7 protein-coding genes are annotated in these 15,693 nt (G+C 62.3%); 3 read left to right on the top strand and 4 right to left on the bottom strand.

From position 1 onward, the window contains the following. Positions 1–11,001, bottom strand: coding sequence for an amino acid adenylation domain-containing protein (locus WH299_RS12220; RefSeq protein ID WP_339550369.1), 11,001 nt, complete (start codon positions 10,999–11,001; stop codon positions 1–3). A 209-nt stretch (positions 11,002–11,210) separates the two neighbouring features. Here WH299_RS12220 and WH299_RS12215 point away from each other — a divergent pair, with 209 nt between their 5' ends. Continuing rightward, positions 11,211–11,462: a type II toxin-antitoxin system HicA family toxin gene (locus WH299_RS12215; protein ID WP_122684445.1), complete on the top strand. Its 252-nt coding sequence runs from the start codon at positions 11,211–11,213 to the stop codon at positions 11,460–11,462. After that, entirely contained in the window at positions 11,459–11,824 is a 366-nt protein-coding gene (locus WH299_RS12210; protein ID WP_033897427.1) for a type II toxin-antitoxin system HicB family antitoxin, read from the top strand. The genes WH299_RS12215 and WH299_RS12210 overlap by 4 nt, the downstream gene beginning before the upstream one ends. On the opposite strand, the gene WH299_RS12205 is transcribed toward WH299_RS12210, so the two are convergent. Next, entirely contained in the window at positions 11,825–12,997 is a 1,173-nt protein-coding gene (locus tag WH299_RS12205; protein WP_122726238.1) for an MFS transporter, read from the bottom strand. 141 nt (positions 12,998–13,138) lie between these two features. Between WH299_RS12205 and WH299_RS12200 the strand changes: the two genes are divergently transcribed. Beyond that, positions 13,139–13,726: a TetR family transcriptional regulator gene (locus WH299_RS12200; protein ID WP_122726240.1), complete on the top strand. Its 588-nt coding sequence runs from the start codon at positions 13,139–13,141 to the stop codon at positions 13,724–13,726. Here the strand turns inward: WH299_RS12200 and WH299_RS12195 are convergent. Then, a complete protein-coding gene (locus WH299_RS12195; RefSeq protein WP_339550367.1) occupies positions 13,710–15,065 on the bottom strand; it encodes an MATE family efflux transporter in 1,356 nt (451 codons plus the stop codon). The genes WH299_RS12200 and WH299_RS12195 overlap by 17 nt on opposite strands. A gap of 25 nt (positions 15,066–15,090) precedes the next feature. Then, a complete protein-coding gene (locus WH299_RS12190) occupies positions 15,091–15,663 on the bottom strand; it encodes a DUF2239 family protein (RefSeq protein WP_323625557.1) in 573 nt (190 codons plus the stop codon). Between the last annotated feature and the right edge of the window lie 30 nt (positions 15,664–15,693).

Raw genomic sequence — 15,693 nt, 5'->3', positions numbered from 1 at the left:
TCAAATCGCCTCTAGTTCGCTCAAAAAGTCACGAAGATCATCAAAATCTTCCGCGCTGCCGGCGCGGAAGGTGGCGGCGGCCTGCACATAGGCGCGCAGCGTTTCGGTCTGGAACACTTCCACCAACGGCACTTCCAGGCCCAGATCGGCCTGGACCCGCGAAGTGATCTGGATCGCTAGCAGGGAATGGCCGCCTACTTCAAAGAAGTTGTCGTTCAGGCCGACCTGCGGCAGGCGCAATATGTCGGCCCAAATCGCCGCGATCTGCTGTTCCAGCTCGGTTTCGGGGGCCACGTAGGCCTGTTGCAGCAGGCTGGCATCCGGTTCGGGCAGGCCCTTACGGTCAAGCTTGCCGTTGGGAGTCAATGGCATCTGCGCCAGGAACATGAAGTGCGCGGGCACCATGTAATCCGGCAGATGGGTTTTCAGCGCACGGCGCAAGGTTTCGCGCAATTGGGTTTCATTGGCGAGCGGGCCCTCGGCCGGCACGACATACGCCACCAGTTGTTTGCCGGTCGGACCGTCCTGGGCGACCACCACGGTTTCGCCAACGTTGTCCTGCTCACGCAGGCGCGCTTCGATCTCGCCCAGTTCGATACGGAAACCACGGATCTTCACCTGATGGTCAACACGCCCGAGGTAATCCACCACCCCATCCGGACGACCACGGGTCAAGTCGCCGCTGCGATATACGCGGCTGCCAGGTTTGCCGAATGGGTCCGGCACAAAACGCTCGGCAGTCAGTGCCGGCCGTTCCAGATAACCCCGTGCCACGCCTTCGCCGCCCAGGTACAACTCGCCAGCTACGCCGATGGGTTGCAGGTTGAGTTGCGAGTCCAGCACATAGCCGCTGCGGTTGCCCAGCAAGGTGCCGATGGGCGCGTAGACGGCACCGCATGGATCGCCACGGCGGGCTTTCCACAGCAACGGTGTGACCACGGTTTCAGTCGGGCCGTAACCGTTGAACAGATAGGTCGGTTTCAGTGCGCGCCAGGCCAGGTCGTAGCTGGCCTGGGCTACCGCATCACCGCCAAAGCAGTACACACGCACTTTGGGTGGGTTGCCGTCACGCTCGGCATGCTCGGCCAGTTGCTGCAAGTAAACAGGTGGGAACACCGCCATGGTCACGTTGTGACGGTGCATTTGTGCGTAGGTGTATTCGGGCAGCCACAGGCTGTCATCACGGACCAGCACACTGGCACCGTTGATCAGCGGGTGCATCCAGCCTTCGTGGGAGCCGTCGAAGGCGAACGACATGAAGTGCAGTTCGCAGTCAGACGGGCTGGTTTCATAGCGCTCGCCGGTCGCGATGATGTGCGCCACCAACGGACCGTGGGACACCGCCACGCCTTTTGGCATGCCGGTGGAGCCGGAGGTGTAGATCACGTAGGCCAGGTTATCGCCGTCCAATGCCACTTCTGGCGCCGTGTCGGCGTGATCCGCCCAGTCTTCGGTGCGATCAATCGCCAGGGTGTCCAAGCCCTCGGGAATCGGCAGTTGCTGCAACGCGCTGCTATGGGTCAGCAACAATTGCGCACGGCTGTCTTGCATCATGTACAGCAGGCGGTCACGCGGGTATTCGATGTCCAGCGGCACATACACGCCACCGGCTTTCATCACCGCGAGGAACGCCACCAGGCTCTCGGCGCTGCGTGGCATGGCGATCGCCACGCGCACTTCCGGGCCGACGCCACGGGCGATCAAGGCGTGGGCCAGGCGATTGGCCTGGCTGTCCAGCTCGCCATAGTTCAGGGTTTGCGCGTCGAATTTGACCGCGATCGCCTGCGGATTTTCCCTGGCGCGGTCAGCCACCAACTCATGCACAAGACGCTCGGCCGAGAAGCCAGCGTCAGTCTGGTTCCACAATCGCAGGATGTGCTGCCGCTCATCCTCGCCCAGCAGGTTCAATTGGCTGATGGGCTGCTGTTGATCGGCAACCATTGCCTGCAACAGGTTCTGCCAATGGCTGGCCATGCGCGCGATGGTCGCCGGTGCAAACAGATCGGTGGCATAACTCAGCGATGCGCCGAGCTGGTTCCCGGACTCCTCGATGTCCAGGATCAGGTCGAAATGCGCGGCGGTTTCATCCCAGTTCACCGGGCTCATGTCCAGCTGCGCCAGGCGCTGCAAATGCTCGCCGGCCAGGCTGATGTGGTGGTTGAACGCGACCTGGAACAAGGGGCTCAAGCTCAGGCTACGCTCGGGTTGCAGGGCCTCGACCAGTTGCTCGAACGGCAAATCCTGATGCGCCTGGGCTTCCAGTGCGCGCTGTTTGACCTGGGTCAATAGCTGCCGGACGGTGGTCTGCCCGTCGACATCGGCCTTGAGCACCTGGGTATTGACGAAGAAGCCGATCAGCCGCTCGGTTTCGACCCGGTTACGGTTGGCAATCGGCACACCGACACGAATGTCCTGCTGGCCGCTGTAGCGATGCAACAACGCCTGGTACGAAGCCAGCAGCACCATGAACAGTGTCACGCCTTCGTGCTGGGCCAGGGTCTTGAGGCTGTCGATCAGCGCGGACGGCAGCGCAATATTCAGGCGTGCACCCCGATGGGTCGGCACCGCCGGACGCTGGTGATCGAACGGCAACTCCAGCACCGGCTGCTCACCGCCCAGCAGGTCACGCCAGTAATCGAGCTGGCGCGCTTTTTCCCCGGCCTCCATCCAGTCACGCTGCCATTTTGCGTAGTCGGCATATTGGATCGGCATCGCCGGCAATTGCAGCGCCTGGCCTTGACTGTAGGCGGCGTAGAGCTGCACCAGCTCGTCGACCATCACTTGCATGGACCAACCGTCGGAGATGATGTGGTGCTGCACCAGGACCAGCACATGCTCCTCTGCTGCCAGGCGCAGAAGATTCACACGCATCAGCGGCCCCTGGCGCAGGTCGAAAGGTCGAGCCACCAGCGCTTCAACCCTGGTCTTGAGCTGGGCCTCATCGGTGGGTTCTGACACCAGCTCGATCCGTGCCTGCGGGCTGACCACTTGTACCGTGCGGTCGGCCTCTTGCTGCAAGTGCGTGCGCAGGCTGTCATGGCGCGCTACCAGGGTATCGAAGGCACGTTGCAGGGCCACCTGGTCCAGCGGACCTTTCAAGCGCAGCGCACTGGGCACGTGATAGGCCGAACTGTGCGGGTCCAGCTGCCAGAGAAACCACTGACGCTCCTGGGCGTAGGACAGCAGCAAGGGTTGAGTACGGTCTACCGCTACCAGCGCCGGTGCCGACCCCTGGACGTCGCCCAGGCAGCTGACAAAGTCGCCAAGCACAGGCTGTTCAAACAACGTCTTGAGCGCGACTTCGATGCCCAGGCCGTGACGCACCCGAGACACCACCTGCGTGGCGAGCAGCGAATGACCACCCATTTCGAAGAAGTGATCGTTGAGCCCTACCCGCTCGGCACCCAGCACCTGGGCCCAGATGGCAGCGATGCGTTGCTCCTTCTCAGTGACGGGCGCGACCCATTCGGCCAGCGAATGGCTGGCATCCGGCTTGGGCAGCGCGGCACGGTCGACCTTGCCGTTGGGGCTCAGAGGCAGGCGCTCCAGCACCAGTAGATGCGCCGGCACCATGTAGTCCGGCAGCTCCTCGCGCAGCACGGCCTTGAGTTGGGTGCGCAGTTCGGCTTGCCGGGATTCATCGAGCGCTTGAGTGGCCACGACGTAGCCCACCAACTGGTTGTCCGCGGCGATGACCAACGCCTCGCGCACACTGGCCTGGGCCAGCAGGCGCGCTTCGATTTCGCTCAGTTCGATGCGGAAACCACGGACCTTGACCTGGTGATCGATACGGCCCACGTACTCGATCATGCCATCGGCACGGTAACGGGCCAGGTCACCGGTGCGGTACAGGCGACCAGCGCCGTCGGTGCAAAACGGATCGGGAATGAAGCGGTGGGCCGTCAGGTCCGGGCGATTGAAGTAACCCCGCGCCAACAGCGGGCCGCCGATGACCAGTTCGCCCGCCACACCTACCGGCACCGGGTTGAGGTTGGCATCCAGCAGGTAGATGGCACGGCCATCCAGCACGCGGCCGATCGGCATCATCGACGGCAGGGCTTCACGGCCATCCACATAGGCAGCGCAGTCCAAGGCGGTGGCGGTTACCGTGGCTTCGGTGGGGCCATAGGTGTTGAGCAGGCGCACATGCTCCAGGCCCGCTGCCCGCCAGGCATTCAAGCCTTCCGGCGGCATGGCTTCGCCGCCGATGTGCAGTTGGCGCAGGCGTCCGTAGTCACGCGGGCCCCGGTCGGCAAAGTCGCGCACCAGCAGCAGCCAGTAGGCCGTGGTCAGGTCCACCACGGAGATGTCGTGTTCGATCAGCTGTTGATAGAAGGTGTCGCTGTCCCACAGGTCGCCGCCGCGTACCACCACCGCAGCGCCGCAGCACAGCGCCGGGTAGAGTTGCTCGACGAAACCATCGAAATTAAAGGTGCCGAACTGCAGCACGCGGTCATGGGCTTGCAACGCAAACAACTCGGTGAAGACTTCCACATGCCGAGCCAGGGCGCCCAGATCGATGCCCACGCCTTTTGGCCGGCCGGTAGAACCGGAGGTGAACATCACGTAGGCCAGGTTGGCCGGCTGCGTGCTGGAAGACGGATTTTCGCTGCTGTAATCGACGAGCCAGTCGACTCCGGTTTCCAGGCAAACGAGGGTCAGATCCTCGCTGAGCGGCAACTGCTCAACCAACGGCTGCTGGGTCAGCAGCCATTGCAGACCGCTGTCCTCGATCATGCACTGAAGGCGCTCGGCTGGGTATTTCGGGTCCAGCGGCACATAAGCGCCGCCGGCCTTAAGCACCGCCAGCAAGCCGACGATCATCTCCAGAGAGCGGTCCACCGCAACACCCACTAGGGTGTCGGCGCTGACGCCCAACTCGATCAGGCGATGGGCCAGTCGATTGGCGCGCAGGTTGAGGTCGGCATAGGTCATGCGTTGCTGATCGAGGATCAGTGCGATGTTTTCCGGGTTCAGCAGTGCTTGTTGTTCAAAACGCTGCAATACGCTGGCCTTGGCGGTTTGAGCAACACCCCGCGGGTTCCAGTCTTGCAGCACGCGGGTGTATTCGTGTTCCAGCAGCAACGGCACGGCGCCCAAGGCCTGTTCCGGCGCACTGGCGAATTGCTGTAGCAAGCCCTGCAGGTAGGCGCCGATGTGCTGCACCGCGTCGGCGGCAAACTCGGCTCGCAAGTATTCCAAGTGCAGGCTCAGGTGCTCGCCGCCCTGCACGGTGAGGGTCAATGGGTAATTGGTGCGTTCCTGATGGCTCACAGCACTGAAACGCAAGCCGCTCTCCCCCGGCTGCTCCAGGCTCTTGGCCACCGGGAAGTTTTCGAACACGACCAACGTGTCGAATAACGCCTCACCGGCCGAGCCGGCCCAACGCTGGATGTCGAACAGCGGCGTGTGTTCGTGGTCACGCATTTCCAGGTTCAATGCCTGAACGCTACGCACCCAGTCGCTGACGCTTTGCGCCGGGCTGGCGGCAGCAATCAGCGGCAAGGTGTTGATGAACAGGCCGACCTGCTGCTCGACATTCGCCAGCTGCGCCGGGCGCCCGGATACCGTGACCCCACAGGCGACGCTGGACTGACCCGTGTAGCGCTGCAACAGCAACAACCACGCCGATTGCACCAGGGTGTTGAGGGTCACTTGATGGGCACGGGCGAAAGCGGTCAGGCGCTGAGTCTGAATGGCATCCAACTCACACAGGAGTTCGCCGTATTCGGCACCCGTGTGCGCGGCGCTTTTGGCCACTGCACGTGCCAGGTGCGTCGGTTCTTCCAACTGCGCCAGGCGCTGGCGCCAGAACGCTTCGCCCACCGCAGGGTCCTGCTGTTGCAGCCAAGCAATATGCTGGGAAAACGCCGCGCCTACCGGCGGCAGCGCCTGGCCCTTGCAGGCTTGCAGCACTTCATTGAGGACCAGGGCATTACTCCAGCCATCCATCAGGATGTGGTGGCTGGTATAGATCAAGTGCCAGTGGTCTTCGCTCGTGCGGACCAGCGCCACCCGCAGCAACGGCGGGCTCGCCAGCTCGAAGCCCTGGCGATGGTGCTCGGCGGCCAGGCTATCGAGGGCCGCCGGCAGATTCGAACGGTCGCGCCAGTCGTATTCGATGAAGGGCAAGCTGACTTGGCGATGCACCACTTGCAGGGCCTGGCCCTGGTCGTCTTGCCAGACAAAGCCGGTGCGCAACATGTCATGCCGTGCCAGCACATGCTCCCAGGCGCCTTGAAATGCTGCCACGTCCATCCCCTGCACGTCGGCGCGCAATTGGCTGACATAGACGTCATCCTCACCCTGCTGGTAGAGGCTGTGGAACAACATGCCCTGCTGCATGGGCGACAGTGGATACAGGTCTTGCACGCTCCGTGCAGGCAGTGCCAGGTCGTCCAGCTGGGCTTGGGTCAGGTGCGCCAGGCTTACATCGGCCGGTGTCAGGCCACCGTGCTGCGGGTCGATGCAATGCGCGATCAACGCCAGCAGTTCCTGCTGGTAATCGTCCGCGAGCTGCTGGATGGTTGCTCTGTCGAACATCTCGCGACTGAACCCCCATTGCAGGGCCAATTCGCCGCCATACACCTGCCCTTCTACCGTCAGCCAATTGGCCAGCGGCGCCTCCGGGTCCTGAGCCTGACCGCTGCCCTGGGTCGACGGAACGAACAGCGCCGACTCGTTGAATTGGCGGTCGAACTGGCCCAGGTAGTTGAAGGTGATGCGCGGCGCGGCCAGGCTCGATAGGGCTTCGCGGGCCTCAGGCGTTCCGAGGTAGCGCAGCAGGCCGTAGCCGATGCCCTTGTGCGGCACGGCGCGCAGTTGTTCCTTCACTGATTTGATTGCAGCCGACAGCTCGCCATCGGCTTGCAGGCGTACCGGGAACAGGCTGGTGAACCAGCCGACGGTGCGGCTCAGGTCGACGGTGTCGAACAGGTCTTCGCGGCCATGGCCTTCAAGCTGGATCAGCGCCGCGGGCTGTTCGCTCCAACGGCTGATGACGCGCGCCAGTGCGGTCAGCAGCAAGTCGTTGACCTGAGTGCGGTAGGCCGCTGGGGTGTCTTGCAGCAGTTGACGGGTCTGTTCGGCACTCAAGCGGATTTCGACTTTGCTGCCCAGGCGGTTTTGCAGACCGCCCTGGGGGTTATCGCACGGCAGATCGGCACTCGCAGTCTGGGCCTGCCAGTACGGCAGTTGGTCATCCAGCGTCTGCGCGTGGGCCTGCAACTGCTGCGCCCACCGCTGGTAGGCGCTGGTCTTGGCCGGCAATGCGACGTTGCGGTAAGCCTGTTGCAGGTCTTCGAGCAGGATGCGCCAGGACACGCCGTCCACCGCCAGGTGATGCACCACCAGCAACAAACGTTGAGCGCCATCGGCCGTCGTGACTAAGGCCGCACGTAACAAAGGGCCCTGCCCAAGATCGAGACTGCGCTGGGCTTCGTCGCAGAGTGCGGCCAACTCAGCGTCGTCAGCGACCTGGGTTTGCCACAACCCGGGCGTAGTCACCGACTCGGCATGGGCTTGCTGCCAACCGCCAGCTTGTTGCACAAACCGCAGGCGCAGGGCGTCGTGGTGGTTGATCAGTTGGGTCAAAGCGGCTTCAAGGCGCGCAGGCTCCAGGGTTTCCCGTGGCGTCAGCAGCAACGACTGGTTCCAATGCTGGCGCACCGCAATCGCCTGCTCGAAAAAGCTGCGTTGCACGGGCGTGAGGATCACCTCGCCGGTGACCGCCCCCTGGTCGATGACCATCGCCTGCTCGAAGCTTGCCACCAGTGCCAGGCTGCGCACGCTCTGGTACTGGAACAGGTCCCGTGGACTGAGGCGAATACCCGCCTGGCGCGCACGGCTGACTACCTGGATGGAGATGATCGAATCACCGCCCAGCTCGAAAAAGTTGTCTTCCAGGCCGATCTGCGCCACACCCAGTACATCGCTCCAGATCGCTGCCAAGGCTTTCTGCAGGTCGTTTTCCGGTGCGACATAGGCCTGCTGTGGCGCGGCGTCCGGCACTGGCAAGGCCTTGCGGTCGAGTTTGCCGTTGGCGGTTACCGGCAGCTTGGCCAGGTACACCAGATGGGTCGGCACCATGTATTCCGGCAGGCTGCTGAGCAGCCAGGCCTTGAGATCGACCGGCGCCTGGTCTTCCAGCACCAGGTAGGCCACCAGTTGCTTGCCGCCTTGCACCAACACCACGGCTTCGCGCACCGAGGGGTGTTGCATCAGGCGCGTCTCGATTTCGCCCAGCTCGATGCGCAGGCCGCGCAGCTTGACCTGATGATCGAGGCGGCCGAGGTATTCAATCACCCCGTCGGTCCGCTGGCGCACGCGGTCACCCGTGCGGTACAGACGCGTGCCGTCACCGAAAGGACTGGGCACAAAACGTTCGGCAGTAAGTGCCGGACGTCGATGATAACTACGAGCCAGGCCAGTGCCGCCCAGGTACAGCTCGCCGCTGACGCCAGCGGGAACCGGATTGAGCTGGGCATCGAGCACGTAGGTGCCGAGGTTGGCGATAGGCCGGCCAATGGGCACGCTGTCGGCCCCTTCGTCGACACAGGTCCAGTGGGTCACGTCGATGGCTGCTTCGGTCGGCCCGTACAAATTGAACAAGCCCGCCTGAGGCAACTTGGCAAATACCTGCAATTGCGCATCCAGCGGCAAGGCTTCGCCACTGCACACGATGCGCTTGAGGCGGGTGCACGTTTGCACACCCGGCTCATGGATAAACGCCTGGAGCATCGAGGGCACGAAGTGCAAGGTGGTGATGCCGTGCTGCCCAATCGTCTCGATCAGGCGCGCCGGTTCGCGATGCTCGCCGGGCGCTGCGACTACCAGGCGTGCGCCGGTCATCAGCGGCCAGAAGAACTCCCACACCGAAACGTCGAAGCTGAACGGGGTTTTCTGCAGGACCGCATCGCTGGCGTCCAGGCCATAGGCCTGCTGCATCCAGCACAGGCGGTTGACCAGCGCGCGATGGCTGTTGCCGGCGCCCTTGGGCTTGCCGGTGGAGCCCGAGGTGTAGATCACGTAGGCCAGGTTCAGCGCGTGAAGCGTAACGTTTACCGATTCGCGGCTGTAGCCATCGAGCCAGTCGGCGGGCTGGTCCAGGACAATCACCTTAATGCCCTCGGCAGGCAGCACTGGCAACAGGCTGTGCTGGCTGAGCAACAACTGAATGCCGCTGTCCTCGATCATGTAGGCCAGGCGTTCCTGGGGATACTCAGGGTCCAACGGAACGTAGGCGCCACCCGCCTTGAGAATGGCCAGCAGACCGACCACCATTTCGATGGAGCGCTCGATGCAGATCCCGACCAGCACGTCCGGACCTACACCCTTCTCGCGCAAGGCATGGGCCAGCTGGTTGGCGCGGGCATTGAGCTGGGCATAGGTCAGCGCTGTGGCGCCGAACAACAGCGCGGGCGCGTCGGGCGTGGCCTGCACCTGGTCTTCGATCAGGTGATGGATGCCGCGCTCGGTCGGGTAGGCCTCGGCGGTCTGGTTCCAGGTGTGGACCAGCACTTGCTGCTCATCCGCATCCAGCATCGGCAATTCACCGATGCGCTGCGTACCGTCGGCCACCATGGCCTGCAACAGACGCACCCAATGCCCGGCCATGCGCTCGATGGACGCCGCGTCGAACAGGTCATTGGCGTAGGTCAGCGCGGCGTACAGGGTGCCGGATTTTTCATAGGTATCGAGGGTCAGGTCAAACTGAGTGGTGCGGCCTTGCCACTCCACCAACGCCAGCTCCAGGCCGGAGGCCGTGCTGACGCTCGCAATGTCGGCCACCACCGGCTGATGGTTGTACATGACCTGGAACAACGGCGTATGGCTGAGGCTGCGCTCGACCTTGAGGGCCTCCACCAGGCGCTCGAACGGTAATTCCTGATGGGCCTGGGCGCCCAGTGCATGCTCCTTGATGCTTTGCAGCAGCTCAGAGACAAGGGTTTGCCCGCTCAGCTCGGTGCGCAGCACTTGGGTATTGACGAAAAAGCCGATCAGCCCTTCGACTTCAGTACGGTTACGGTTGGCGATTGGCACGCCGACGCGGATGTCGCCTTGCCCGGTATAGCGATGCAGCAGCACGTTGAACGCGCCGAGCAACAGCATGAACAGGGTAACGTTGTGTTTTTGCGCAACGCTGCGCAGTTGTGCAGCCAGCGCGGGTTCGATCGCGAAGTTATGGCGCGTGCCCTGGTAGCTCGGCATGGCCGGGCGCGGGCGATCCGTGGGCAGCTCCAATATCGGGTGCTCATCACCCAGGCGCACCTGCCAATACTCCAATTGTCGAGCCTGCTCACCCGCTTCCAACCAGCGACGTTGCCACAGGGCATAGTCGCTGTACTGGATCGGCAAGGCCGGCAGTTGCGGTATTTCATTGCGCTCATGGGCGTCGTAGCAGCGGATGAACTCCTCGATCAGCACGTTCATCGACCAACCATCGGAGACGATGTGGTGCAGGGTCAGCAGCAACACATGCTCCCGTGTGTCGAGCTTGAGCAATTGCACGCGCAGCAACGGGCCGTTTTCCAGGTCGAACGGCAGCAGCGATTGACGGATCGCGGCGTCATTGACGGCCTGTTCGCGTTCGGCGGTAGCGAGGTGGCTGAAATCGACTTGCTCGACGGCCAATGACGTCGCCGTCGGCACTTGCAACAGGCGCTCGTCGGCCTGGCGCTGGAACACCGTGCGCAGGGTTTCATGCCGCGCGACCAGGCTCGCAAACGCTTGCTCCATCGCTTCCAGGCTCAACGTGCCTTTGAGGCGTACAGCACCGGGCAAGTTGTAGGCGCCACTGGCCGGGTCCAACTGCCAGAGAAACCACATGCGCTGCTGTGCATAGGACAGCGCCTGGCGATCCTCCGCCTCCACCCCTGCCGGAATCGGAAACCGGGAAAAATCCACACCTTCTTTCTGCAAGGCCTGCAGGAACAAATGGCGTTTTTCCAGGGGCAACCCGATAAACCGGCGAGCAAGTTTCAAGGAGTCTTCAGCATTCATTTCTTGGAGTCCGGAGCAATAGGCGGGAAGCACAAAGGCACGTCGTCCCTATAAAACGAACCGGACAGGGAAAAATTAGCGGGGAGTGGAAGGCGTGGAGCGGTGTGTCATCAAGGGTTACATCAATCTCGGCAGAGACACCCGAACCCGAGCTAGCATTGACGAACACCACTTTTTGCAACTACATTTAGTTACACGCAGGGAACGCCGTGTCCAAAAATGAAAAGCTGCTCGCCAAACTGCTCAATGAGCACATGGCATTTACCTGGCCTGAGCTCGTAACGCTGCTGCTACGGCTGGGCTACACACAGATTGAAGGGGCTGGAAGCCGGGTCAAGTTCGACATCGGCGACCCCAGTGCAATGATCACCTTGCACAAGCCTCACCCTGGCAACGAACTGAAACACTACATTCGGCGCCAGATCATTGAGCAATTGAGGTCAGGAGAACTGATTCAGTGAACAACCAACTGAAACACAAAGGCTACATCGGCTCTATCGAAGCCAGCGTCGAAGACAACTGCCTGTTCGGCAAGATCCTGTTCATCAAGGCGCTGGTGAGCTATGAAGGGAAAACCGTCGCTGAGCTGGACGCTGCATTTCGGGAGGCGGTGGATGACTACCTCGCCACTTGCCAGACCCTCGGGCAGACCCCGGAGAAGCCCTGCAAGGGCTCCTTCAATGTCCGCGTCGGCCATGACTTGCACTTGGCGGCAGCCCTGGCGGCGACCCGCAAAAAAGTGACCCTCAATGACCTGACACGCCAGGCCTTGAATGAGTTTTTACAACATCATGGCAATGACGCATGCCCTGCGGTTAGCTGATTACCCCAACCGCCGATAACCCAACACTGCCGCCCCCAGCACCACCGCCCCCGCCGCCAACGCCACGTAGAACCCGCTGGTGGCGCCGAAGTGGTCGATCATCCAGCCGGAACTGGCAGCGCCAATGGCCACGCCGATGCTGAGGCCGGTGATCAGCCAGGTCATGCCTTCGGTCAGGCGGCTGGCGGGTACGATCCGCTCCACCAGGGCCATGGACACGATAAGGGTTGGAGCGAAGAACAATCCAGAGATAAAGATCGCCACGGCGAGCCCGGGAATGTTAGTTACCAGAAGCAACGGCAAGGTGGTCACAGCCGTAGCCACGCCACAGAACAGGAACTGCCGAGGCAACGACACCTTGAGCTTCAGGGTACCGAACGCCAGCCCTGCCAGGCACGAGCCAATGGCGTACACCGACAGCACGATACTCGCTGCCGCGGGTTGGCCCTGATGCTGGGCAAACGCGACGCTGACCACGTCCACCACGCCAACAATCACACCCATGGCCAGCAGCAGGATCATCAGGATCAGCACCGAGGGTGACGCAATCAGCCAGCGACCGTGGTGGCCCTGAAGTGCATGCACAGGCGGTTCGGTCTCACGCTGCAATACAAAGGTGGTGACACCCACCGCCAGCAACAACGCGGCGACCAGAGGCCCCGCCTCCGGAAACAACACCACGCTCAACCCGACCGAAATCGGCGGGCCGATAATGAAGCACACCTCGTCCAGCACCGACTCCAGGGCAAACGCGGTTTGCAGCTTGGGCTGGCCCCGGTACAACTCGGTCCAGCGCGCCCGCACCATGGCCGACATGTTGGGCATGCATCCGGCCAACGCGGCGAACAGGAACAGCAGCCAGTTCGGTGCTTGCAGACGAGTACACAGCAGCAACATCAACAACGCCCCGCCGCCAATCAATGCGGCAATCGGCAGCACTCGGCCTTGACTGTACTGGTCCACCAGCCGCGACACCTGCGGCGCACAAAACGCCGTCGCCAAGGCGAACACCGCCGCGACCGAGCCGGCCAGGCCATAGCCGCCATGTACCTGCGAGAGCATGGTGATCAAGCCGATCCCCGTCATCGATACCGGCATGCGCGCAAGCATGCCCGCCAGCACAAAAGCCCGGGCGCCAGGGACCTGGAACAACTCGGCGTAAGGGTTTGCCATCTTGCTCGACCTCTTCACGAATGCCCTGGAACTTGCTATTCACAAGAATCGAGGCAAAATACATACGGTGCGTATGTGACAAATCATGCTTAACATACGCAGCGTATGTCAATCTTTCCCTTGCCGATTGTGAGCCCAACCATGAGCCGTGCCCGTGCCGAAATGATCGAAGACACCCGCGCCCGGCTGATTGCCAGCGCGCGTCAGGCTTTTGCTACACAAGGTTACGCGAATACATCGATGGACGACTTCACCGCCCGTGCCGGCCTGACCCGAGGGGCGCTGTACCATCACTTTGGAGATAAGAAAGGTTTGCTGGCCGCCGTGGTTGGCCAACTCGACAGCGAGATGGATGCTCGTTTGCAGCGCATTTCAGATGAAGCTGAAGACCCCTGGAGCGGCTTTTGCGAACGTTGTCGTGCCTACTTGCGTATGGCACAGGATGACGAAATCCAGCGCATTGTGTTGCAGGATGCGCCGGCCGTCCTGGGCGACACCGGCGCCCAGCAACATTGCGTGGAGTCATTGCGCCAGTTGCTGGAGGCGCTGATGCAGACCGAGGCGATCCCCTGCGTCCCGAGCCTTGCACTGGCGCAACTGATCAACGGCAGCCTGGTCAGCACCGCGCTGTGGATCGCCCGGGATGAACACCCGGACGAGCGGCTCGAACAAGGCCTGCAAGGTCTTGAACTGCTGCTACGCGGCCTGAGCCTCACACCAACCGCTTGATCTGCTTGTGCCGCCACACCAACCGATAATACGCAGTCTGCAAGGCCAGCATTGCCAAGTAGGTCACGGGGAACGCCATCCACACGCCTTCCAGGCCAAAATGCGCGTTGAACAGGTACGCCATCGGCAGTTCGACGCAGAGCACGCAGAAAATCGAGATCACCACCGGCATCAGCACCACGCCGCTGGCACGCATGATCCCGCCAACCACCGCCTGGAAGCCAAAAACCAAGATGCTCCACAGCATGATGTGCAGCAGGTGTTCAGCATTGACCCGTGCCGCATCGTCGGTAATGAACAGCCCGAGCAACCAGTGGGACAACACATAGCCCAATACAATCAGGCCTCCGGTAAGGCACAGGTTGATCAACAAACCGGTGCGCAGAATCGGCCCGATACGCTCTAACCGCCCAGCACCAATCGCCTGCGCACCGAGGATCGAGGCAGTGATGGCGATCGACAACGCCGGGAACTGCACGTAGTTGACGATCTGCGTCACCGCGCCATACGCCGCCGTGGCCTGGGAGCCGTGGCCGTTGACCAGGGCGAGGATGACCAATTCCGACAGTGACAGCACCACCATCTGCAGGCCGGTAGGCAAGCCGATGCGCAGGACTTTGCCGAGAATCACAGGGTCCAGGCGCAAGGCCGCGAGCAGTTCGCGGTCCGGCGCCATCACATGGTTTTTATGCCGAAGGCGCAAGATCAAAAACAGCATGGCCAACGCGTTGCCCACCAGCCCGGCATACACCGCGCTCTGGATGCCCATGGGCGGCAGGCCGATCCAGCCGCCAATCAGTGCCGGCGTGAGCAGCAGGCCGACCAGGGTCGACACCATCAGCGCCAGCAACGGCGAGATCGTGTCGCTGACGCCGCGCAGCAACTGGGTGTAGAGGATGAATACCAGCAACAACGGCATGATCAGCATCATCTTCTGGGCATAGCCAACCGCATCGTCCAGCACATCAACCGGCGTGCCCAACGCCTGCAGTGCTGGACGTGCGAACAGACTGCCCAGCACCGCCGCGGTCCCCCCCACCAGCGCCCCCAACGTCAGGGTTGCGCCAGTGATCACCTTGACCATCCCCGTTTCATGCGCTCCCCAGGCCTGGCCGATCAGCACCGAGGCGCCCGCCCCGAGGCCGATCACCAGGGCAATGAAGAAAAACACGATGGGAAACATGCCCGACACCGCCGCCAGCGCCTGGGTGCCGAGCATCTGCCCGACATAGATGCCGTTGAGCGTGCCGGAAAAACTTTGCAGGAAGTTGGACAGCACCATGGGTGCCAGAAAGATCAGGTAGATCTGCCACAACGGCCGTTGTTGAGTGACTTCCATGAGGGTAGGGATCCAGGAATGGTGATCAGACTGGGAACGCGTCGCGCGTCAGCCAGGCCAGGTAGGTTTGCACGTCCACCGGCCAGTGCGCGATCTTGCCGGAGAAGTCCGTTGCGTCAAACGCAAACAGCGCGCGCGAAGCCTCTTCGAAACCGGGCAGGTCGCCGCCGATGGCGCTCATGAAACGATACCCGGCCTCCTTGGCCTGGCGTATCTGATCACGGGAAGCATGGGCAGTGCGAGCTTCATCCACCAGCCGGCGCAACGCCGCCGATGCACCGCCGCGCTGCTGGCCCAGCCATTCCCAATGACGCGGCAATAACGTGACTTCGCGTGCGACCACGCCCAGTTTAGGGCGCCCGACCGAGGGTGCAGCAGGAGGCTCATCGGGTACTTCGGCCTGGAGCGGTTGTTCGGGCGCATAACCTGCCGGCCAGGGGAAGTCGACTTGGAGGCCGGTGGCGTCATCGAATACCAGAAAGCTGCCCGCAGCGTGATCAAGACTGGCGAGTGTATCGGCAACGTCGGCGTAGGAACCCGTCGCTACACGCTGGTGGCCAACGAAGGCAGTGCACGTAGAAAGGTTTTGCGTAGGCATAGCTATTACCCGGATATTAATTGTTTTACC

Origin of the sequence: Pseudomonas sp. MYb541 (genome assembly GCF_037479595.1) — a bacterium.
Lineage (GTDB): Bacteria > Pseudomonadota > Gammaproteobacteria > Pseudomonadales > Pseudomonadaceae > Aquipseudomonas > Aquipseudomonas canadensis.
The sequence above is the reverse complement of the archived record's forward strand: the minus strand, read 5'-3'. Positions and strand labels throughout refer to the sequence as shown.